Genomic DNA, 19113 nt, shown 5'->3' with positions numbered 1-19113 from the left:
CTGGCGATCAGCGCCGGGGGCCGGGCTCAGGCCACCACGGGAAGCGTCTCGACATGATAGCGGTGACGCAGGCTGCGCTGGCGGCGCGGATCGTGCAACTCCATCGTGAAGTCGGCAGACGGGCGGATTCCGCCGATCGCGCCGACCGTGCCGCAGGTCATGCCGGCGCCTTCGGGCAGCACGGCCGTGCCGCCGGTGTAGCCGGCGATCAGGTCCTGCGGCGTGCGCAGGGAGGCAAGCGGGCCTTCCTGGTACAGGACTTCCACGCCGTTCTCGACGATGTACGAGCGGATGACCAGTTCGTCCCAGTAGTCCGCCACGTCGGCCAGCCGCCAGGCGCTCGTTGCCACAGGCTTCACGCAAACCTGCTTGGACATCGCCACGCTGTAGGTTTCGAGCTTGCGATCGGTATGGTCCGAGGCAATGCTGACGTACATCTCACCATCGACCGAGAACACGAAGGTCTCGACTTCGCCCGAGGACTCCTCGCCCAGCGCCTGCACGGTCTCGTCCTGGGTCAGCTGGTTGTCGGCGATGCGGTAGTACAGCGGCACGCTGCTGGGACGCGGCACCCCGATGGCGGCCAGCTCTTCGATATGGTGCTCGATGGCGGCCATGTCGCGGCCGGCCCAGCCGGCAACGATCACGGTGTTGAAGTCGACTTCGACCTGACGGGGCTGGGAGTCTTCGATCTGGAATACGGCTTTCATATCTGTCCTGCGGAAACTAGGAGGTAAAGGACGCGGCGGCTCGCCGCGCCCGGGATGTGCATGAATGAATGGGCGTCAGCCGAACACGCGCGGCAGCCACAGCGCCAGGTCCGGCCAGAACGCCAGCAGCGCCAGCATCACGAACATGGCCGCGACGAACGGCAGGCTGCCCACGATCACGGCGTTCATGGACCCGCTCTTGCGCAGGCTCTGCACGACGAACAGGTTCAGCCCGACGGGCGGCGTGATCAGCGCGGCTTCGACCAGGATGATGATCACGATGCCCAGCCAGATGGGATCGAAACCCAGTCCGATCATGATGGGCGCCACGATGGGGATCGTCGTGATCATCATCGACAGCGTTTCCATGAAGCAGCCGAGCACCAGGTAGAACACCACCAGGATCAGCAGCATCCATCCGGGCGACAGGCCCAGCCCCGAGATCGATTGCGTCAGCGCGTCGGTCAGCCCGGTGGCGGACATCACGAAGTTCAGGAAGCTGGCCGCGATGACGATCAGCATGATCATCGCCGTGGACCGCATGGTGCCTTCCATGACCTCGCGCAGCATCGTCCACGTCAGGCGGCGGAACCACGCGGCCAGGACCAGCGCGCCCAGCACGCCCAGCGCGGCCGCCTCGGTCGGCGTCGCCAGGCCGGCGTAGATGGAGCCCACCACCAGGAAGAAGATGCCCATGGGCGGCGCCAGGTGCACCAGGCTGGTCAGCCGCTGGCCCCACGACGCCTGGATCTTCTTGCCGCCCCAGGACGGCTTGGCCACGCAGGCGATCACGACGGTCAGCATGAACAGCGCCGCCATCGCGAAACCCGGGATGATGCCGGCCAGGTACAGCTTGGGCACGGACGAGTTCGTCAGTACGCCGTAGATGACCAGGTTGATGGACGGCGGGATCAGGATGCCGAGGGTGCCTCCGGCCGCCAGGCTGCCCAGGAAGAGCGGCTCGTTGTAGCCGTACTTGCGGATCTGCGGAATGGCGACGGTGCCCACGGTCGCGGCGGTCGCCACGCTGGAGCCGGACGTCGCCGAAAACAGCGTCGAGGCGCCGATATTGGCGTGCATCAACCCGCCCGGCAGCCACGACAGCCACAAGCTCATCGCGCTGTACATGCGCTCGGCGAAGCCGGCGCGCAGCAGCACTTCTCCCAGCATGATGAACAGCGGGATCGCCACCAGCAGGAATTCGTTGTTGGTGCTCCAGGAAATCTCGCCGATCGCCCGCGACAGGGGCAGCATGGAGAACAGCGGGTCCAGGATCAGCCCCAGCACGCCCAGTGCCGCGCCCACCGGGATCGACAGGCCGATCAGTACCAGGAGCAGGATCAATGCGGTGGAAATCATGCGGCGTCTCCCCTTACCATGCGCTCGCCGGCGGCGGCTTCTTCGTCGGCCTCTTCCTGCGCCGAACGCACGCCGCAGATGTTCTTGACCAGTTCAAGGTCGCCCGTGACCAATGCCGCCGACGCGCGTGCCAGCATCAGGGCCACGGTGACGCACATCCAGGCCAGGCCCAGCACCCAGAGGCCCTGCGGAATCCACAGCGGCGTCGCCAGCGGCGTATTGGCCGTCGATTTCTGCATCCAGGAGGCCTGCACGACCTCGTAGGCGTAATAGGTCAGGTACACCATGAAAATGGCCATGGCCACCAAGGAGATCCAGTCCAGCACGGCGGCCACGCGCACCGGCATGTGCTGATAGAGCACGTCCACGCGCACGTTGGCGCGCTGCAGCGTGGCGAAGGCCAGCGCCCAGGAAGTGCTGATGGCGAAGGCGTAGCTCGACAGTTCGTCGGCGCCGCCCGTGGTGAACCCCAGGAATTTGCGGGCCAGCACGTCGAACGAGATCAGCAGGACGCTGGCCACCGTCAGCGCGCCGCCGGCCCAGACGGCCACGCGGGAAAAGCTCTCGGCGCGCCGCAAGATGCCGCCAAGCAGGCGGAAATGTTCGGATTGAGTCATGAAAAAACCTTTGCAGGGCAGGCTCATCGCCTCCCCGCCTATGTAATCAGCGCATCCCAGCGGGAGTAGTCAGCGCATCCCAGCGGGATGCCGCGGATCCGGCTCCGCCGGTCCGCAGGCATGCCCCCTGGGGGAAGCGCGAAGCGCTTCGGGGGCGAACTACTTCTTGGCCGTCACACCCAGCGTCTTGCCGATCGTGGCGTTGAAGTCGCTCACGCACTGGGCGGAGCAACGGGCGGCCCACTTCGGCAGCACGGCTTCCTGCGTGACCTTCTTGAGCAGTTCGCGGTCGGCGTCCGAGGGCTGGACCAGGACCATCTTGCCCTTGACGGGGTACGGGCACGCGGCGGCGCCCGTGTTGCAGTCATAGCCTTCCTGGGTCTGGCGCGCGGCGGCGTCCCAGATGTTGTCGACCAGCGTCTTCACGTTGGTCTGCAGGAACGCGCGCACGCTGGGATCCAGCTTGTCCCAGGCCTTCTGGTTCACGGCGTGGATCTGCTGGTTCCAGTTGATCGGCAGCGCGACCAGGTGCGTGGAAACCTCGTACCACTTGGCCGAGTAGCCCGACAGCGAACCCGTGATGGCGCAATCGACCACCTTGTTCTGCAGGGCCGGCACGACTTCGCCGAACGCCATGGTCACGCTGGAACCGCCCAGCGCCTCGACGAACTCGGCGGTGGTGCGGCTGCTGGTACGCACCTTCTTGCCCTTGATGTCGGCCAGGCCCTTGATCTCGGCGTTGCAGAACAGCACCTGGGCGGGATAGGTGGAGATACCCAGCAGCTTGACGTTGCTGCCTTCGCCGTACAGCTTGGCGTAGACCGGCTCGAAGGCGTCGGTCACGGCGCGCGCCGTCTTGGCATCGGGCGCCAGGCCAGCCAGGTCGATCGCTTCGTTGATGGGGTTGTCGCTGGCGAAATAAGCCAGCGTGGCGGTGCCGAACTCGACCACGCCCTGCGACATCAGGCGCAGCAGTTCGGGACCCTTCAGGCCCATTTCATTGAAGCCCTTGATCGTGGCCGTGACCTGGCCCTTGGAGAGCTCGGGGATCGTCTTGGTCCAGAACGGCTTTTCGTAGTCGTTATAGGCGGTCAGGTTGCTCAAGCCTCCCACGACCTTCAACTGGGTCTTGGGCAGGTCCTGCGCCTGGGCGGCGCCGGCCAGCAGGCTGGCGGCGACGGCGGCGAAAACTAGAGACTTCTTCATGGACAAAACTCCTAGCTGGCGGGATGGTATGCCGCGCGCGGGATCCCGTTATCCTCGTCGCGCGCGGATGGCTTATCGGGAAGTCAGGAGCCCGGCGGCGATCGTTGTTGACGCGCCGCCATTGCATCGTCCGGGCCCTGGGGCGTCCAATCGTATGTTGCGATACGGGGGTATAAATATTTCTTGGGTCTCGCCGGCCCGGCGCGTGTCGTTTTCGCCAAACGACGCGGCGGCGCGGCTTTGCGGGCAACTGTGCGGCCCGCCGCAGGGCTCCCGGATCTCCGGAAATAAAAAAAGGGACACTGTCTGCTGGGGAAAACACCTAGGAGCATATCCCCCCGGCGAAGCGCGTTCGGCCACCTCAGGGCGTGCCGTCCCCAGCCTGGGCGGCCACCTTCTGCGCCATTTGCGCAATCAGGCGCACGGCGTGGCTGTCGGGCCCCTGCACCCAGGTCGCCGTGAAACTCAGCTCCGGCAACGGGTCCGCCTCTACCCTCAGGATGCGCAGTTCGCCCCGCGCCAGCTCCTTGCCCAGGAACACGGGCGCGATGACGCTGGTGCCAATCCCGTCCTGGGTCATGCGCACCACCATCGACATCGACGCGCTGCCGTACATACGCGGCGCGCTCACCCCGGCCCGGGTCAGCATGTCGCGCACGACGCGGTAAGGCGCGCTGTTGGACGGATACGTGATGATGGGCAGCTTGCCGATCCGCTCCAGGGTAAGCGGCTCAGGTCCCAGGTCCAGCACCGGGCTGGCTACCCAGGCAAGCGGATAGGTGCACAGGGGCAGGTTCTCGACCCGGGCCTCCAGCACCGGACCCATCAGGAAGGCCAGATCGATCTGGCGCGACATCAGGTGCGAGCGCAGCACGTGGGTGGTGTCCACTTCGATCTCCAGCACCAGCGCCGGATACGTCGTGTGGATCAGTTCGATCAGCGTGGGCAGCCAGGTCTGCACGATGGTCTCGGCCACGCCGATGCGCACAGTGCCTGTCATGACGTTCTGTTCGCGCGCGGCCTCGAACATGTCGCGCCGCACCTGCAGCATGCGCTCGGCGTGCGACAGCAGTTCGTGCCCTTTGCCGGTCAGCTTGACCCCGCGCGCGTCGCGCTCGAAGAGGCGCACGCCCAGATCGGCCTCGAGCGAGGCGATGCGCTGCGATACCGCGGGCTGCGTGGTGTTGAGCTTTTCCGACGCGGCGCGGAAGCTGCCCAGCGTGGCGACCCAGAAAAAAGTTTCGATGTTGCGTAATTCGATCATGGCCCTGTTCCCCCGGCGCGATGAGCGTATCATGTCAGCCGCCCGCCGGTACCCAGGAACAGGGCCCCAAAATAAGGAGTTTTCCGATGACCCCGGCCGATAACGGTCGTCCGCGCTTTGGCGCGCCCGCCGCACGCGGCCCGATGCTCGGGGTGCTGCTGCTGGTGCTCTCGATGTGGACCCTGTCCTGTCTGGATGCCAGCGGCAAATGGGTCATGAGTGCGGGCGTACCGCTCCTGGTGCTGTCGTGGTTCCGTTACGCGGTGCATCTGCTGCTGGTGCTGGCCTTGGTGCTTCCCATGCGCGGGCTGCGCATATTGCGCAGCAACAAGCCGCGCGAACAGATCATCCGCGGCGGCTCGATGTTCCTGGCCACGCTGATGTTCTTCACGACCCTGAGCTACATTCCGCAGGCCGAAGCCACCGCCATCAATTTCCTGGCGCCGCTCCTGGTGCTGTCCGCCGCGCCCTGGATCCTGAAGGAACCCGCGCGCCTGTCTCGCTTCATCGCCGCCGGGGTCGCCTTCATCGGGGTCGTCATCGTGATCCGGCCGGGCGGCGGCCTGCATCCCGTCGGCACGATCTTCGGCCTGATCACCGCCTGTTGCTTCGCCGTGCAGTTCATCGCCACGCGCCGCGTCGCCGGCGACGATCCATTCACCTCGCTGATCTGGAGCGGCGCGGTGGGCACCGCCTTACTGACGCTTACCCTGCCCTTCATCCTGCCGCCCGCCCTGCCCGTGCTGCAGGCGCTGTCGCCGCTGGACTGGGCGCTGCTGATTTCCACCGGCATCACGGGCGGCCTGGGCCATCTGTTCCAGATTGCGGCCTATCGCCGGGCCCCCGCCTCCACGCTGGCTCCCTTCATCTACTTGCAGATCATCAGCGCCACCTCGGTCGGCTGGCTGGTCTGGGGCCATTTCCCCGACGCGCTGACCTGGCTCGGCATCGCCATCATCTGCGCCAGCGGCATCTGCATCGGCGCGGTGGAATGGCGCCGCAGCCGCGCCCCGGCGGCGCCCCTGGCGGACGCGGGCGCCCGTTGACCGGACCAGAGGCGCCCCCGGGCGCCTCCCGTACAATGCGGGTCGCTCCCGCGCTTTGCGGCAAGCGCCCCTCCCCGGCATCCCCCGAATCGAGGCCCTCATGATCATCAAGCCCCGTGTGCGCGGCTTCATCTGCGTCACCACCCACCCCGTCGGCTGCGCCGCCAACGTCAAGAATCAGATCGACTACGTCAAGGCGCAAGGGCCGATAGCCGGCGGGCCCAAGCGCGTCCTGGTGCTCGGCGCTTCCACCGGCTACGGCCTTGCGGCGCGCATCAGCGCCGCGTTCGCCTGTGGCGCGCAGACCCTGGGCGTGTTCTTCGAACGCGCCCCCGAGGGCGGCAAGCCGGGCACGGCGGGCTGGTACAACACCGCCGCCTTCCACGAGCAGGCGCAGGCTGAAGGTCTGTACGCCACGAGCATTAATGGCGACGCCTTCTCGGACGAGATCAAGCAGAAAACCATCGAGGCCATCAAACGCGACCTGGGCCAGGTCGACCAGGTGGTCTACAGCCTGGCCGCGCCGCGCCGCACGCATCCGAAGACCGGGGAAATCTTCAACTCCACGCTCAAGCCGATCGGCGGCGCGGTCAGCCTGCGCGGCCTGGATACCGACCGCGAAGTCGTCAAGGAATCCGTGCTGGAACCCGCCACGCAGGCCGAGATCGACGCCACCGTCGCGGTCATGGGCGGCGAGGATTGGCAAATGTGGATCGACGCGCTGCTGGAGGCCGGCGTGCTGGCCGAAGGCGCCACCACCACGGCGTTCACCTACCTGGGCGAGAAGATCACCCACGACATCTACTGGAACGGCTCGATCGGCGCGGCCAAGAAGGACCTGGACCAGAAGGTGCTGGACATCCGCGCCAAGCTCGCCGCCCGCGGCGGCGACGCCCGCGTGTCCGTGCTGAAGGCCGTGGTGACGCAAGCCAGTTCGGCGATCCCGATGATGCCGCTGTACCTGTCGCTGCTTTTCAAGGTCATGAAAGAGCAAGGCACGCACGAAGGCTGTATCGAACAGGTTTACGGCCTGTACCGCGACAGCCTTTGCGGCCCGGCGCCGATCCTGGACGAGGAAGGCCGCCTGCGCGCGGACCGCAAGGAGCTCGACCCCGAGGTGCAGGCCCGCGTACAGGCGCTGTGGGGCCAGGTCTCGAGCGAAAACGTCTACCAGCTGACCGACTTCGCCGGCTACAAGCAGGAGTTCCTGCGCCTGTTCGGTTTCGACATCGACGGCGTGGACTACGAGGCCGACGTCGACCCCTCGGTGGAAATCCGCGGCCTGGTCTAGGGCCGCGTTACGCCAGCAGTTCCAGCAGCCGGTCCAAGCCCCCTTCGTCGATCGCCACATTCACTTCCTGGCGCACGGCCGGCTTGGCCCGGTAGCCCACCGACAGGCCGGCGGCGCGCATCATCGGCAGATCGTTGGCGCCGTCGCCCACGGCGATGGCGCGCTCCGGCCCCACTCCCAGGGCCGCGCACACTTCCAGCAGCTTGCGGCGCTTTTCCTCGCCGTCGCAGATGTCGCCCCACGGCTGCGGCAGCAACCGGCCCGTCAGCCGGCCGTCGCGCACCTCCAATACGTTGGCGCGCACGTCGTCCAGGCCCAGCCGCACCCGCAGGCGGTCCGTGAAGCAGGTGAACCCGCCCGTCACCAGCAGGCAAGTTAGGCCGGCGGCCTTGCAGGCCGCGATCAGCGTCTCGGCGCCGGGATTGATGCGCAGCCGTTCCTGGTAGACCTCGTCCAGCGCGGCCTCCGGCATCCCGGCCAGGAGCGCCACCCGTTCCCGCAGGCTCTGCTTGTAGTCCACGATTTCGCCGCGCATGGCGGCCTCGGTCAGCGCCGCCACTTCGGCCTTCTTGCCCATCAGGTCCGCCATCTCGTCCAGCGTCTCGATCGAGATCAGCGTGGAGTCCATATCGAATGCGATGAGCTTGTAGCCGGACAGCGCGAGCGGCGGCTCGATGCCGCGCCAGTGCAGGCCGGGGGTCGTCGTGGGCAACAGCATGGGAAGGTCCTTGTCTATCCGGGTTGGGAAAGGTCGCGCCCTTGGGCGCAGAGCCAGTCTATGAACAATTGCGCCGAAGCCGCGGCCGGGCCGTCCGGCCGGTACAGCGCGTGGATGCCGGCGTTGGGCAGCTGTGGCTCCGCGAACAGCGGGCGCAGCCGGTCGGCGCGGATGTCGTCGTCCAGCAGGCACCAAGGGGCCAGCGCAATGCCCAGGTCGTTCATGGCGGCCTGCATGCACAGGAATTGATGGTCAAAGACCGGGCCGGGCAGCTGCGCCGGCACGTCCACTTTAGCCAGCGCGAACCAGCGCGGCCAGTGGTCCATGCCGCCGGATATCTTCAGCAGCGGATGCCCCAGGCAGTCGGCGGGCGCGGCCAGCCGGTTGCGCTCGATGAAGCGCGGCGATGCCACCGGCACGTGGAAGTCATCCAGGCAATGCACGCAGGCAAGCTCCGAATGCGCCATGTAGCCGTGGCGGATCAGCACGTCGCTGCCGGCGTCGCCGCCCCGGTCCAGGAACGGCCGGCCCTGCGTGGTCAGTTGCACGTCGATGCCCGGATGCCGCTCCTGGAAGGCCGACAGGCGCGGGATCAGCCATTTCATGGTCAGGGACGGCGTGGCGCACACGCGCAGCACGCCGCCGTACGCGGGCGATTTCAGCTTGGAGGTGGCCGCCGCGATGCGTTCCAGGCTGGCCTGGACCTCGGGGAAATACGCCTGTGCGCAAGGCAGCAGCGCGACGCCGCGCGCCTCGCGCGCGAACAGGGGCTGCCCCACATACTCTTCGAGGATGCGGATCTGCTGGCTGACCGCGCTGTGCGTGATGCTCAGTTCGTCGGCGGCCGCGGTGAAACTGCGCAGGCGCGCCGCGGCTTCGAACACACGCAAGGCCTTCAGCGGCGGCAGGCTGGGCCCCGCCATCTCAGTTGAAGGCCGCCCGGGCGCCAGCCTGGCGCCACGCTGTGCTGCTCTTTCCCACGTTTACCCTTGTCGTCTATTTATTGTCGGCGCGCCGCCCGGAAGCCGCGCGCCATATCCAGCCGCATTCTAGGGGATCGGCGGCCCGCCGACCTCTTAGAAAATCTAACGCCATGCCTTAAAAAACACTGCTGGTCGCCGGGCGGGCCCGTTCCTATGATGCCGACAACATCAGGCAGGAACCCAACATGGCATCAATCACGGTAGACGGGATCGTCAAGACCTTCGGCGGCCAGCAAGTGCTGCGCAATCTTTCCCTGCACATTCCGGACGGCGCGTTCTATACGCTGCTGGGCCCCAGCGGCTGCGGCAAGACCACGTTGCTGCGCTGCATTGCAGGTTTCTACGCGCCCGATGGCGGCCGCCTGCTATTCGACCAGGACGACGTGACCCACGTGTCCGCGCACCGCCGCGATATCGGCATGGTGTTCCAGGACTACGCCCTCTTCCCCGACAAGAGCGCCTTCGACAACGTGGCCTATGGCCTGCGCGCCCGCGGCGTGGCGCGGGCCGAGATCACGCGGCGCGCCAACGAGGCGCTGGACAAGGTGGGCCTGCTGGCGCTGGCCGACCGCTACCCCGCGCAGATGAGCGGTGGACAGCGCCAGCGCGTGGCCCTGGCGCGCGCGCTGGTGATCCGTCCGCGCGTGCTGCTGATGGACGAGCCCCTGTCCAACCTCGACGCCAAAATGCGCCTGCAGATGCGCGACGTGATCCTGGACCTGGTCCGCGAAGCCGGCATCACCACGGTATTCGTCACGCACGACCAGGAAGAAGCGCTGGCGATGTCGGACCGCATCGCCATCATGGACCACGGCAATATCGCCCAGCTGGGCACGCCCGAGGAACTCTATGGCACGCCGGTCAATGCCTACGTGGCGGACTTTATCGGGTCGGCCAACGTGATCCCCGTTCCGGCCCGCAACGGCCAGGCGGGCGCACCGGCGGGCCACGTCCGCTATGAACTCTGCGGCCTGGGTTTCGACGGCATGCAAGGCAGCGCGCAACTGGACCAGAACGGCGTGCTGATTGCGCGGCCGGAAGAGCTCGCCCTGATGGCGCCCACGCCCTACGTGCCCAATACGCTGCCGGGCAAGGTGCTGCGGCGGCAGTACCTGGGCTTCAAGACCGCCTACCGGATCGCCCTCTCGAACGGCGCCGAAATCCGCGTCGAGCTGCATGCCGGCAACATGGTGGCGCAGTTCCAGCCGGGCGAGGCCGTGCAGGTCCTGATCCCCGCCGACAGCCGCGTCGTCAACGCCTGAGGACGCGCACGCCATGAAAATCCAATGGTGGCCCTGGGGCGTCCTGACCGCGATCAGCCTGGCCCTGCTGCTGTTCTTCGTGCTCTATCCCCTGGGTGTCCTGTTCGGCAACAGCATCACGGGGCAGGACGGCGGTTTCTCGCTGGAAGGGTTCCGCGCCCTGCTGGCCGACTCGCAATACGTGGAGGCGTTCGGCAACACGCTGATCCTGGGCCTGGCCGTCACTACCTGCACGGTGCTGGTGGGCGTGCCATTCGCCTACATGGTGGCGCGCTACGACTTCCCGCTGAAGAACCTGGTGGCCATCCTGCCGGTGCTGACCATCGTGATTCCCGAGATCATCGTGGGCCAGTCCTGGCTGCTGATCCTGGGCAACAACGGCATCCTGACGAACCTGCTGGGCGATGCCGGCATCTCGCTGCCGTCGTTCTACGGCTGGACGGGCATGGTGTTCTCCATGACGCTGGTCTACTACACCTACATCTACCTGGGCGTGCTGGCCGCCCTGCGCGGCTTCGACGGGCAGCTCGAGGAAGCGGGCCTGAGCCTGGGAACGCCCCCCTTCCTGACCAAGCTGCGCGTCCTGGTGCCGGTACTGCTGCCCGCGGTGCTCGTCAACGCCCTGGTCGTCTTCACGCTGGTGGTGGGCAATTTCGCGCTGGCGATGCTGCTGGGCAGCCGCGTGCCGCTGTTGTCGGTCATGACGTACAACACCTTCGTCAGCGAGATGGGCGGCAGCCCGACGCTGCAGAGCGCGATGTCCGTGGTGTCCATCGCCATCGTCGCCATCGTGCTGTTCTTCCAGAAGCGCGTGGTCGAACGCAAGGTCTACACAATGACGCAGGGCCGCGCGCCCGCCGCCACGCGCGTGCGGTCCTGGACCGCGCTGCTCTACACCAGCGGCGTCGGCCTGGTGATCGCCATTTCCCTGCTGCCGCTCATCGTCGTCTTCATCGCGGCGTTCACCAAGACCAGCGGGCCGGTCATGCAATGGGGCCAATGGTCCCTGGCGAGCATGCAGCGCGCGGTGCACGGGGCGCCGGAGCCCATCCTGAATTCGCTGAAGTTCGCGTCGCTGGCCACTGTACTGGGCGTTGCCTTCGCGGTACTGGCCAGCTACCTGACCATCAAGAAGCGCAGCGCCTCAACGCAGGTGCTGGACTACATCGTGGTGCTGCCCCTGACGATCTCCGGCACGGTGCTGGGCATCGCCCTGGTGCAGACCTTCAATACCGGCTGGCTGGTGCTGGCGGGCACGTCCGGCATCATGGTCCTGTGCTACACGGTGCGGCGCCTGCCCTTCGCAGTGCGCAACGCCTCGTCGATGCTGTTCAACATTCCCGAGTCGATCGAGGAAGCCTCGATCAGCCTGGGCGTATCCCCGCTCATGACCTTCTTCAAGGTGGTCCTGCCCGCCATGAAGGCATCGATCATCTCGGCCGCCATCCTGATGTGGCTGACGACGATCTCCGAGCTGTCGGCCTCCATCGTCGCCTACAGCGGCGGCCTGGAGACGATGCCCATCGCCATCTTCCGACAGGTGGACGGCGGCAGGCTGGGCATGGCGTCGGCCTACGGCGCGGCGCTGGTCACGGTGATCGTGCTGCCCATCATCGTGTCGGTCAAGGCGTTCCGCATCAAGCTGTTCTCCGGCAAATAACCCACTCGCACAGAGGCTACCCATGCAACTCAAGCACCTCCTTCAGTACAGTGTCCTGGCCGCGGCCCTGGCAACGGGCGTCGCCCACGCCCAGAACGTCGTGCTCTATTCGTCCAACAACACGGAGACGATCGAAACCGCGCTGGAAGCAGTGAAGAAGCATGCGCCCAAGCTGAACGTCCAGCCCGTCACGGGCGGCACCGGCACGATGATGAAGCGCATCGAGGCCGAATCGCAGAACCCGCGCGGCGACCTGTTCTGGAGCGGCGGCTTCGGCACGCTGGGCGCCTACCGCCAGCACCTGCAGCCCTACCGCCCCGCCGACCTGGACAAGATCCCGGCCGAGTTCCGCGGCCCGGACGACCTGTGGGTAGGCACGAACGTGCACGTCATGGTGATGATGGTCAACGAACGCCAGCTCAAGGGCCTGCCCGCCCCCGCTACGTGGTCCGACCTGATGCAACCGCAATGGAAGAACAAGTTCGCGATCACCGATCCGTCCAAGAGCGGCACGGCCTACATGCTGGTATACGGCCTGTACAAGCAGTTCGGCCAGGCCGGCCTGGACAAGATCGCGGCGAACGCCGTCGTCACCGCCTCGTCCGGCACCACCTACAAGGGCGTGGCGGCGGGCGAGTACGCCGTGGGCATGACGCTGGAATACGCCGCGCAGGAATACGTGGCGGGCGGCCAGAAGGAAATCAAGCTGGTGTATCCGTCCGAGGGCAGCTATCTGGCGCCCGAAGGCATGTTCATCATCAAGGGCGCGAAGAACCAGGACGCCGCCCGCGCGCTCTACGACGGCCTGCTGAGCAAGGAGTCGCAGGAGGCCCAGCTGGTGAAGAATTTCCGCCGCCCGACGCGCACGGATGTGGCGGTGGCCAGCCTGACCACCCTGCCCGACCTGAAGACCATCAAGATCTTCCCCGTCAGCCAGGAAGCCGCGGCCAACGAGTACGAAGCGGTGGTGGCGGCCTGGAATCAGGCGGTCGCCAAGGCAAAATAGGGGTTGCCCCCCACGCCGCGCCCGCTGCGCGGGCTTGCTGCCCGCGAGCGGGGCTGGCCCGCCTTGGGGCGGGCCGGCTATGTGGAGGCCCCCACGCTGCGCATGCTACGCATGCTTGCTGCCCCCCACGGGGGCTGGCCCGCCTTGGGGCGGCCCGGCGGCGGGCCGGCCATTCTTGCGGGGGTTATTCCAAATGGGTTTGGGCGCCGTTGACCATCCGGCCGGCGGCGAGCACCAGTTGGCGCCCGCAACGGGCGGCCAGCTGGGGATCGTGGGTCACGAGGACCAGCGTCGTGCCGTGCTCGCGGTGCAGATCGAACATCAGGTCGATGACGGTCACGCCCGTGGCCGCGTCCAGGCTGCCGGTGGGCTCGTCGGCGAACAGCAGGTCCGGCTGCACCACGAAGGCGCGCGCGAGCGACACGCGCTGTTGCTCCCCGCCCGACAGGGTGCGCGGATAATGATGCAGGCGGGCGCCCAGCCCCACGCGCTCCAGCATGGCCTGTGCCGCCTCGCGCGCCGATTGGCCGGCGAGTTCCAGCGGCAGCATCACGTTTTCCAGCGCAGTCAGGTTAGGCAATAGCTGAAAGGACTGGAACACGAATCCCACATGGTTGGCGCGCAGGCGCGCGCGGCCGTCCTCGTCCAGCGAGAACAGGTCCTGCCCGGCCAGGCGCACACTGCCCGTGCTGGGAACATCCAGCCCCGCCAGCAGTCCCAGCAAGGTGGACTTGCCCGAACCGGAGCTGCCGGTGATGGCCACCGCGCTGCCGGCCTCGACCGTAAAATCAATCCCTTCCAGGATAGACAGCGTCCCGCCGGCATCGGCCACCCGCTTGCCCAGCCCTTTCACCTCGATCGAATTCTTGCTATCCATGCGCCTATTTTCCCGTCTGCTTCTCGTATCCGCCCTGGCGGCCGCCATCGTGGCGCCCGCCCACGCTCAGACCGCCGCGGCGGCCCAGGGTTCCGCGCCGCGCACCGTGCTGGTCCTGGGCGACAGCCTGTCCGCCGAATATGGCATCAAGCGCGGCACCGGCTGGGTGCCGCTGCTATCGGCCCGCGTGTCCGAACAATACCCCAACTATCGCGTCGTCAATGCCAGCATCAGCGGCGACACGACCAGCGGCGGCGTCGCCCGCCTGCCCGCGCTGCTGCGTCAGCACGCGCCGGCCATAGTGGTGTTGGAGCTGGGCTCGAACGACGCACTGCGCGGGCTGTCGCTCAGCATGACGGAGCAAAACCTGCGCACCATGGCGCAGGCCGCCCGCAAGGCCGATGCCACGGTCCTGATCGTGGGCATGCAGATCCCGCCCAACTACGGCCGGGACTACACCCAGCGCTTCGCGCAGGTGTTCCCCACGGTCGCCAAAGACGAAAACGCCCGGCTCGTGCCCTTCCTGATGGAAGGTATCGCAACGAACCGGGCGATGTTCCAGGCCGACGGCATCCATCCGAATGAGGATGCCCAGCCCAAATTGCTGGACAACGTGTGGCCGACGCTACGGCCACTGCTGGACTAGGGCCCGGCGGGCGCCCAAGGGCGCCCCGCGGGCCCTGAGGATCAGCCGGCGGCCGGCTGATCGCCGCGAATGACCTCGGCGGCGGCAGGCAGCACCTGCACTTTGTACTCTTCGCGCAGCATGCGGATCATCGCTTCGTTCTCGGCCTGTCCCCAGGCGCCCGACAACTGCTGCGCCAGGCGTTCCTTGTCGGCCGGATCGACCTTGCCGGCCTCGACCTTCTCCAGGCGCACCAGCGTGTAATCAGCGCCCGACTGCACGCCCGTATAGGCGGGCAGCGTGCCGGCCGGCAGGCGCATCACGGCGTCCAGCACCGGGCGCGGCAGTTCGTTGGGATCCTGGCGCGACACGGTCAGCGGCGCGGCGAAACCTTCCGGCGCGGCAGCCGGGTTGGCCTTGTCCGCGGCCAGCGCGGCCTCGCCGGCCTGCTTGGCGGCTTCCGCCGAGCGCTCGTCCTGCAGCCTGGCGCGGATCGACTCGGTGACCTTGTCCAGGGGCGGCACGTGCGCCGGCTCGACAGCGGCGACGCGCACGGCCAGCATGGTGTCGGGCGACAGTTCGATCACGCCGGAATTCAGCTTTTCGCGCAGCACGTCGGGCGAGAACAGCACCTGGCGCACGCGGGGGTTGTCCAGCAGCGCGGCGTCGGGGCTGTCGGCGGCCGAGCCCGGGCCGGCCTTGTCGGCGGGCAGCAGGCCTTCGCGGGTCACGCCGGACGCGGTGCGCAGCTTCAGGCCGACCGCGTCGGCCGCGGGCTGCAGGCTGTCGCGCTGGTCATAGACCTGCTTGTTCAGCGTGCTGGCCATTTCCGAGAAACGCACGGCGGCGATCTGCTTACGGACTTCGCCGGTGATCTGGTCCTTGACCTCGGCCAGCGGCTTGACGGCGGCGGGCTGGATCTCGGTAACTTTGACGATGTGCAGGCCGGACGGGCTTTCGATCACGCCCGACACCTGGTCCTTGGCCTGGCCGAAAATGGCCTTCTCCAGCGGACCGGACAGCATGCCGGGAGCCAGCCAGCCCAGGTCGCCGCCATTGGCGGCCGAACCGGCATCCTGCGAATTCTTGCGCGCCAGCTCGGCGAACTGCGCCGGATCGGCGGCGGCCTGCCGGGCCAGGTCTTCGGCCTTGACGCGGGCGGCCTTGCGAGCCTCTTCCGAGGCGCCGGGAGCCAGCTCGATCATGATGTGGCTGGCACGGCGGCGCTCGGGCTGGCCGAAGCGGTTCTTGTTCTGCTCGTAATAGGCGGCGAGGTCCTCGTCCTTGACCTGCACGCCCTGCGTGGCGGCGGCTTCATCCAGCACGACGTACTGAACCTGCACCTGCTCGGGGACCTGCAGCTGCTGCTTGTTGGCGTCGTACCAGGACTGGATGTCGGCCGGGGTGACGGTGACCTGCGAGCGGTAGTCCGCGGCAGCGAAGCGGCGCAGCTGGACCGTGCGCATCTGGGTCAGCGCGGTTTCGAGCGAGGCGACGACCTCTGCCGGCGCGCGGGCCGACTGCCCGACGGGCTCCAGCACGCGGGCCACTGCCAGATCGCGGCGCAGGCCGGCTTCGAACGACGTGGGCGACATGCCCTGCGCGGCCAGCACCTGGCGATAGCGTTCGGGCGAGAAGCGGCCATTGTCCTGGACTTCCGGAATCGCGGCGATGGTATTGCGCAGCGTTTCATCGGACACCGAGAAGCGGTTGTCGATGGCGACGTTGGCCAGCAGGCGTTGGTTGATCAGCTGGTTCAGCAGGCCTTCGCGCAGCGCCGGCGTGTCGATCACGGCCGGGTCGAACTGCGCGCCCAGCCGTTGGCGGAACTGCTCGAGCTGGTTGCGGTGCGCCTGATCAAATTCGGCGCGCGAAACCGGCTGCCCGGCGACCGTGGCCAGTTCCGGCTCGGCTCGCATGAAGCTGTCATAGCCTTGAATCCCGACGAGGAAGAAGGACGGCACGATCAGAAGCAGCAGAATGAGCTGCATCCAGCGCCGATGGCTGCGAATAAATTCGAACATGGAATCCCTGTTGCCGCGCCCCAGGGGTATCCGCCCGGAGCCGCACGAAAACGCATAAAAAAAGGCGAACCCGATTCGCCCTATTCCCATACCGGTCATTACCGGGTCAGCGGGCGGATTTTAGCATTTCTCATTCGTCCGGGAGCTCCCGCGGCGCTTCGGGGCCGCAGACCGGGGATGACGCCCCGCGCGGGCCCGCCATCCCCGGCGGGACGGAGCCGCGGCGGCACGGAATTCAGGCGCCGTCAACCCGGGGAATCACCATTTCCGGCGCCCGGCGCGCCCCGTATCGTCGTTGATCAGGGTTTGCCCGATACCGCCCTGCCCAAGGGCCCCATCCAAGCACGCAAAGAGGTCTCCGCCGATGCCCTTCCCCTCCCCCCGCCTGCAGGTCCTCCGAGCCGGTATCGCGCTTGCCTTCCTGGGCGGCGCCCATGCCGCGCTGGCCGCGCCGGTCGCCGCCATCCATGACGCCGCCCAGGCGCAGCAGCAAGGCATGCTGGACACCATGCGCGACCTGGTAGGCATCGAGTCCGGCAGCAAGGACGTCGAAGGCGTGGAACGCATCGCCGGACTGATCCGCGACCGCCTCAAGGCGCTGGGCGGCGCTGCCGAGATCATCCCGGCCACCGACGTTTTCAGGCTGGACGATACGCCCGAGAAGGTCGGGCCCATGGTCCATGCCGAGTTCAAGGGCAAGGGCGACAAAAAGATCATGCTGATCGCCCATATGGATACCGTCTACCGCAACGGCATGCTGAAGGACCAGCCCTTCCGCGTCGACGGCGACAAGGCCTACGGGCTGGGCATCGCCGACGACAAGCACGGCGTCGCGATGATTCTCCATACGATCGCCCTGCTGCAGAAAGTGGGCTTCGCCGATTACGGCACCCTCACCGTGCTGATCAACGGCGACGAGGAGATCAGCTCGCCCGGCGCGCGCAGCACCATTACCCGGCTGGGCGCGGACCAGGATGCCGTCTTCTCGTTCGAGGGCGGCGGCGCCCAAGCCCGCCTGACGCTCGCCACCAGCGGCATCGGCGCGGCCTACCTGACCGTGCAGGGCAAGACCTCCCATGCGGGCGCCCGCCCCGAAGGCGGCGTCAACGCGCTTTACGAGCTGGCGCACCAATTGCTGCAGCTGGACAAGCTGTCCAAGCCGGAAGCCGGGTTGAAGCTGAACTGGACCGTGGCCCAGGCCGGCACCAACCGCAACGTCATTCCGGGCCTGGCCACCGCGCAGGCCGATGCCCGCGCGCTGCGCGTGTCCGACTTCGACGCGCTGTCGCGCAGCCTGGAAGAAGGCATCCAGAAGAAACTGCTGCCCGAATCCAAAGTCAGCGTGAAATTCGAGATCCGCCGTCCGCCGCTGGAAGCCACGCCCGCCTCCCGCGCGCTGGCCCAGCACGGGGTGCAGATCTACCAGGAGCTCGATCTGCCCCTGAAAGTCGTGGATCGCGCCAGCGGCGGCGGCACCGATGCCGCCTTCGCCTCCCTGAAAGCGCGCGGCCCCGTGATCGAAGGCATGGGCCTGAGCGGCTTCGGCGCCCATTCGAACGACGCCGAGTACGTCCAGATCAACAGCATCGTGCCGCGCCTGTACCTGGCGGCGCGGATGATCATGGACGTGTCGCAGGGCAAGGCCCCCATGAAGTAGGAGTATCCTTGCAACCCTGTCCAAAAGAACCTGATTGCAACACCCACATGAGCGCAACACTCCCCTCCTGGCCTTACCCCCGTTACATCGCCCATCGCGGCGGCGGCCGGCTGGCACCGGAGAACACGCTGGCCGCCATGCGCGTCGGCGCCGAGCACGGTTTCACGATGTTCGAGTACGACGTCAAACTGAGCAGCGACAATGTGCTGGTGCTGATGCACGACGACAACGTGGACCGCACCTCCAACGGCAAGGGCCCAGCCGCATCCAAGACCTACTCGGAACTGGCGCAGCTGGACTTCGGCAGTTGGCATTCGGCCGCCTATGCCGGAGAACCGCTGCCCACGTTCGCCGCCGTCGCCCGCTATACGGTCGCCAACGGCATCGCCAGCAACGTCGAGATCAAGCCCTGCCCCGGCCGGGAAGCCGAAACCGGCCGCGCCACGGCGCTGGCCGCCCGCCAATTCTGGCAAGGCGCCGCTACGCCCCCGCTGCTGTCCTCGTTCGCCGAGGAAGCGCTGCAGGCCGCGCGGGAAGCCGCGCCCGAGTTGCCCCGCGCCCTGCTGGTGGAGAAAGTTCCCGCCGACTGGCGCGAGCGGCTGGCCAAGTACGAGTGCGTAGCGCTGAACATCAATCAGAAGGACGCCACCCGCGAACTGATCGACGCCGTGCATGCCGCCGGCTACCGGATCGCGGCCTGGACCGTCAACGACCCGGAACGCGCGCGCCTGCTGCTCGACTGGGGCATTGACGGCATTTTCACCGACGAGCTGGCCGCCATCCGGCCGGCCGCCTGAGGCAGAGCGCC

General features: G+C 67.2%; 17 protein-coding genes. 8 read left to right on the top strand and 9 right to left on the bottom strand.

Annotated elements, in window-relative coordinates:
* Positions 1-26 precede the first annotated feature (26 nt).
* From AGI3411_RS15025 to AGI3411_RS15005, 5 genes are all read right to left on the bottom strand, one after another.
* Positions 27-710, bottom strand: a complete 684-nt coding sequence (locus tag AGI3411_RS15025; RefSeq protein ID WP_129528167.1) for a DUF2848 domain-containing protein — start codon at positions 708-710, stop codon at positions 27-29.
* A gap of 75 nt (positions 711-785) precedes the next feature.
* Positions 786-2069 carry a TRAP transporter large permease gene (locus tag AGI3411_RS15020; RefSeq protein WP_129528166.1) on the bottom strand — a complete coding sequence of 428 codons (1284 nt, stop codon included), beginning with the start codon at positions 2067-2069 and terminating at the stop codon, positions 786-788.
* The gene (locus AGI3411_RS15015) at positions 2066-2686 is read right to left on the bottom strand and encodes a TRAP transporter small permease subunit (RefSeq protein WP_129528165.1); all 621 of its coding nucleotides are present in this window, start codon (positions 2684-2686) and stop codon (positions 2066-2068) included. Before AGI3411_RS15015 ends, AGI3411_RS15020 begins: the two co-directional genes overlap by 4 nt.
* Positions 2687-2845: 159 nt before the next feature.
* The gene (locus tag AGI3411_RS15010; protein WP_129528164.1) at positions 2846-3892 is read right to left on the bottom strand and encodes a TRAP transporter substrate-binding protein; all 1047 of its coding nucleotides are present in this window, start codon (positions 3890-3892) and stop codon (positions 2846-2848) included.
* 361 nt (positions 3893-4253) lie between these two features.
* Positions 4254-5156, bottom strand: coding sequence for a LysR family transcriptional regulator (locus AGI3411_RS15005; RefSeq protein WP_129528163.1), 903 nt, complete (start codon positions 5154-5156; stop codon positions 4254-4256).
* An 86-nt stretch (positions 5157-5242) separates the two neighbouring features.
* On the opposite strand from AGI3411_RS15005, the gene AGI3411_RS15000 reads away from it, so the two are divergent.
* Both AGI3411_RS15000 and fabV read left to right on the top strand, forming a co-directional pair.
* Positions 5243-6202, top strand: coding sequence for a DMT family transporter (locus tag AGI3411_RS15000; protein WP_129528162.1), 960 nt, complete (start codon positions 5243-5245; stop codon positions 6200-6202).
* 100 nt (positions 6203-6302) lie between these two features.
* Entirely contained in the window at positions 6303-7493 is a 1191-nt protein-coding gene (fabV, locus tag AGI3411_RS14995; protein WP_129528161.1) for an enoyl-ACP reductase FabV, read from the top strand.
* A gap of 7 nt (positions 7494-7500) precedes the next feature.
* On the opposite strand, the gene serB is transcribed toward fabV, so the two are convergent.
* Together serB and AGI3411_RS14985 are read right to left on the bottom strand one after the other, a co-directional pair.
* Positions 7501-8211: a phosphoserine phosphatase SerB gene (gene serB / locus AGI3411_RS14990; protein ID WP_129528160.1), complete on the bottom strand. Its 711-nt coding sequence runs from the start codon at positions 8209-8211 to the stop codon at positions 7501-7503.
* 14 nt (positions 8212-8225) lie between these two features.
* Entirely contained in the window at positions 8226-9134 is a 909-nt protein-coding gene (locus AGI3411_RS14985; RefSeq protein ID WP_129528159.1) for a LysR substrate-binding domain-containing protein, read from the bottom strand.
* Positions 9135-9379: 245 nt separating this feature from the next.
* On the opposite strand from AGI3411_RS14985, the gene AGI3411_RS14980 reads away from it, so the two are divergent.
* The 3 genes from AGI3411_RS14980 to AGI3411_RS14970 are packed head-to-tail and all read left to right on the top strand — an operon-like array spanning position 9380 to position 13122.
* Positions 9380-10456: an ABC transporter ATP-binding protein gene (locus AGI3411_RS14980; RefSeq protein ID WP_129528158.1), complete on the top strand. Its 1077-nt coding sequence runs from the start codon at positions 9380-9382 to the stop codon at positions 10454-10456.
* A gap of 13 nt (positions 10457-10469) precedes the next feature.
* Entirely contained in the window at positions 10470-12116 is a 1647-nt protein-coding gene (locus tag AGI3411_RS14975) for an ABC transporter permease (protein WP_129528157.1), read from the top strand.
* 22 nt (positions 12117-12138) lie between these two features.
* Positions 12139-13122, top strand: coding sequence for an ABC transporter substrate-binding protein (locus tag AGI3411_RS14970; RefSeq protein ID WP_129528156.1), 984 nt, complete (start codon positions 12139-12141; stop codon positions 13120-13122).
* A gap of 184 nt (positions 13123-13306) precedes the next feature.
* Here AGI3411_RS14970 and AGI3411_RS14965 read toward each other — a convergent pair whose 3' ends face one another.
* On the bottom strand, positions 13307-13999 hold the full coding sequence (locus AGI3411_RS14965; protein WP_165359182.1) for an ABC transporter ATP-binding protein: 693 nt from the start codon (positions 13997-13999) through the stop codon (positions 13307-13309).
* Here AGI3411_RS14965 and AGI3411_RS14960 point away from each other — a divergent pair.
* Positions 13998-14645 carry an arylesterase gene (locus AGI3411_RS14960; RefSeq protein ID WP_129528154.1) on the top strand — a complete coding sequence of 216 codons (648 nt, stop codon included), beginning with the start codon at positions 13998-14000 and terminating at the stop codon, positions 14643-14645. The two genes, AGI3411_RS14965 and AGI3411_RS14960, sit on opposite strands and share 2 nt — an antisense overlap.
* Before the next feature lie 41 nt (positions 14646-14686).
* Here the strand turns inward: AGI3411_RS14960 and AGI3411_RS14955 are convergent, their stop codons facing one another.
* Positions 14687-16648, bottom strand: coding sequence for a SurA N-terminal domain-containing protein (locus tag AGI3411_RS14955; RefSeq protein ID WP_129528153.1), 1962 nt, complete (start codon positions 16646-16648; stop codon positions 14687-14689).
* 364 nt (positions 16649-17012) lie between these two features.
* Here AGI3411_RS14955 and AGI3411_RS14950 point away from each other — a divergent pair, with 364 nt between their 5' ends.
* Together AGI3411_RS14950 and ugpQ are read left to right on the top strand one after the other, a co-directional pair.
* A complete protein-coding gene (locus AGI3411_RS14950) occupies positions 17013-18305 on the top strand; it encodes a M20/M25/M40 family metallo-hydrolase (RefSeq protein ID WP_129528152.1) in 1293 nt (430 codons plus the stop codon).
* 47 nt (positions 18306-18352) lie between these two features.
* Positions 18353-19102: a glycerophosphodiester phosphodiesterase gene (gene ugpQ / locus AGI3411_RS14945; RefSeq protein ID WP_129528151.1), complete on the top strand. Its 750-nt coding sequence runs from the start codon at positions 18353-18355 to the stop codon at positions 19100-19102.
* The last annotated feature ends 11 nt before the right edge of the window (positions 19103-19113 follow it).

This window comes from Achromobacter agilis (assembly GCF_900496965.1).
Lineage (GTDB): Bacteria > Pseudomonadota > Gammaproteobacteria > Burkholderiales > Burkholderiaceae_B > Achromobacter > Achromobacter agilis.
Note: the sequence above shows the minus strand (reverse complement) of the source record. Positions and strands in the feature narration are given on the sequence as shown.

What these genes read in the sequence shown, in the direction of transcription:
- AGI3411_RS15025 (WP_129528167.1), bottom strand. Translation starts at nt 710, where the DNA reads ATGAAAGCCGTATTCCAGATCGAAGACTCCCAGCCCCGTCAGGTCGAA.
- AGI3411_RS15020 (WP_129528166.1), bottom strand. Translation starts at nt 2,069, where the DNA reads ATGATTTCCACCGCATTGATCCTGCTCCTGGTACTGATCGGCCTGTCG.
- AGI3411_RS15015 (WP_129528165.1), bottom strand. Translation starts at nt 2,686, where the DNA reads ATGACTCAATCCGAACATTTCCGCCTGCTTGGCGGCATCTTGCGGCGC.
- AGI3411_RS15010 (WP_129528164.1), bottom strand. Translation starts at nt 3,892, where the DNA reads ATGAAGAAGTCTCTAGTTTTCGCCGCCGTCGCCGCCAGCCTGCTGGCC.
- AGI3411_RS15005 (WP_129528163.1), bottom strand. Translation starts at nt 5,156, where the DNA reads ATGATCGAATTACGCAACATCGAAACTTTTTTCTGGGTCGCCACGCTG.
- AGI3411_RS15000 (WP_129528162.1), top strand. Translation starts at nt 5,243, where the DNA reads ATGACCCCGGCCGATAACGGTCGTCCGCGCTTTGGCGCGCCCGCCGCA.
- fabV (WP_129528161.1), top strand. Translation starts at nt 6,303, where the DNA reads ATGATCATCAAGCCCCGTGTGCGCGGCTTCATCTGCGTCACCACCCAC.
- serB (WP_129528160.1), bottom strand. Translation starts at nt 8,211, where the DNA reads ATGCTGTTGCCCACGACGACCCCCGGCCTGCACTGGCGCGGCATCGAG.
- AGI3411_RS14985 (WP_129528159.1), bottom strand. Translation starts at nt 9,134, where the DNA reads ATGGCGGGGCCCAGCCTGCCGCCGCTGAAGGCCTTGCGTGTGTTCGAA.
- AGI3411_RS14980 (WP_129528158.1), top strand. Translation starts at nt 9,380, where the DNA reads ATGGCATCAATCACGGTAGACGGGATCGTCAAGACCTTCGGCGGCCAG.
- AGI3411_RS14975 (WP_129528157.1), top strand. Translation starts at nt 10,470, where the DNA reads ATGAAAATCCAATGGTGGCCCTGGGGCGTCCTGACCGCGATCAGCCTG.
- AGI3411_RS14970 (WP_129528156.1), top strand. Translation starts at nt 12,139, where the DNA reads ATGCAACTCAAGCACCTCCTTCAGTACAGTGTCCTGGCCGCGGCCCTG.
- AGI3411_RS14960 (WP_129528154.1), top strand. Translation starts at nt 13,998, where the DNA reads ATGCGCCTATTTTCCCGTCTGCTTCTCGTATCCGCCCTGGCGGCCGCC.
- AGI3411_RS14965 (WP_165359182.1), bottom strand. Translation starts at nt 13,999, where the DNA reads ATGGATAGCAAGAATTCGATCGAGGTGAAAGGGCTGGGCAAGCGGGTG.
- AGI3411_RS14955 (WP_129528153.1), bottom strand. Translation starts at nt 16,648, where the DNA reads ATGTTCGAATTTATTCGCAGCCATCGGCGCTGGATGCAGCTCATTCTG.
- AGI3411_RS14950 (WP_129528152.1), top strand. Translation starts at nt 17,013, where the DNA reads ATGCCCTTCCCCTCCCCCCGCCTGCAGGTCCTCCGAGCCGGTATCGCG.
- ugpQ (WP_129528151.1), top strand. Translation starts at nt 18,353, where the DNA reads ATGAGCGCAACACTCCCCTCCTGGCCTTACCCCCGTTACATCGCCCAT.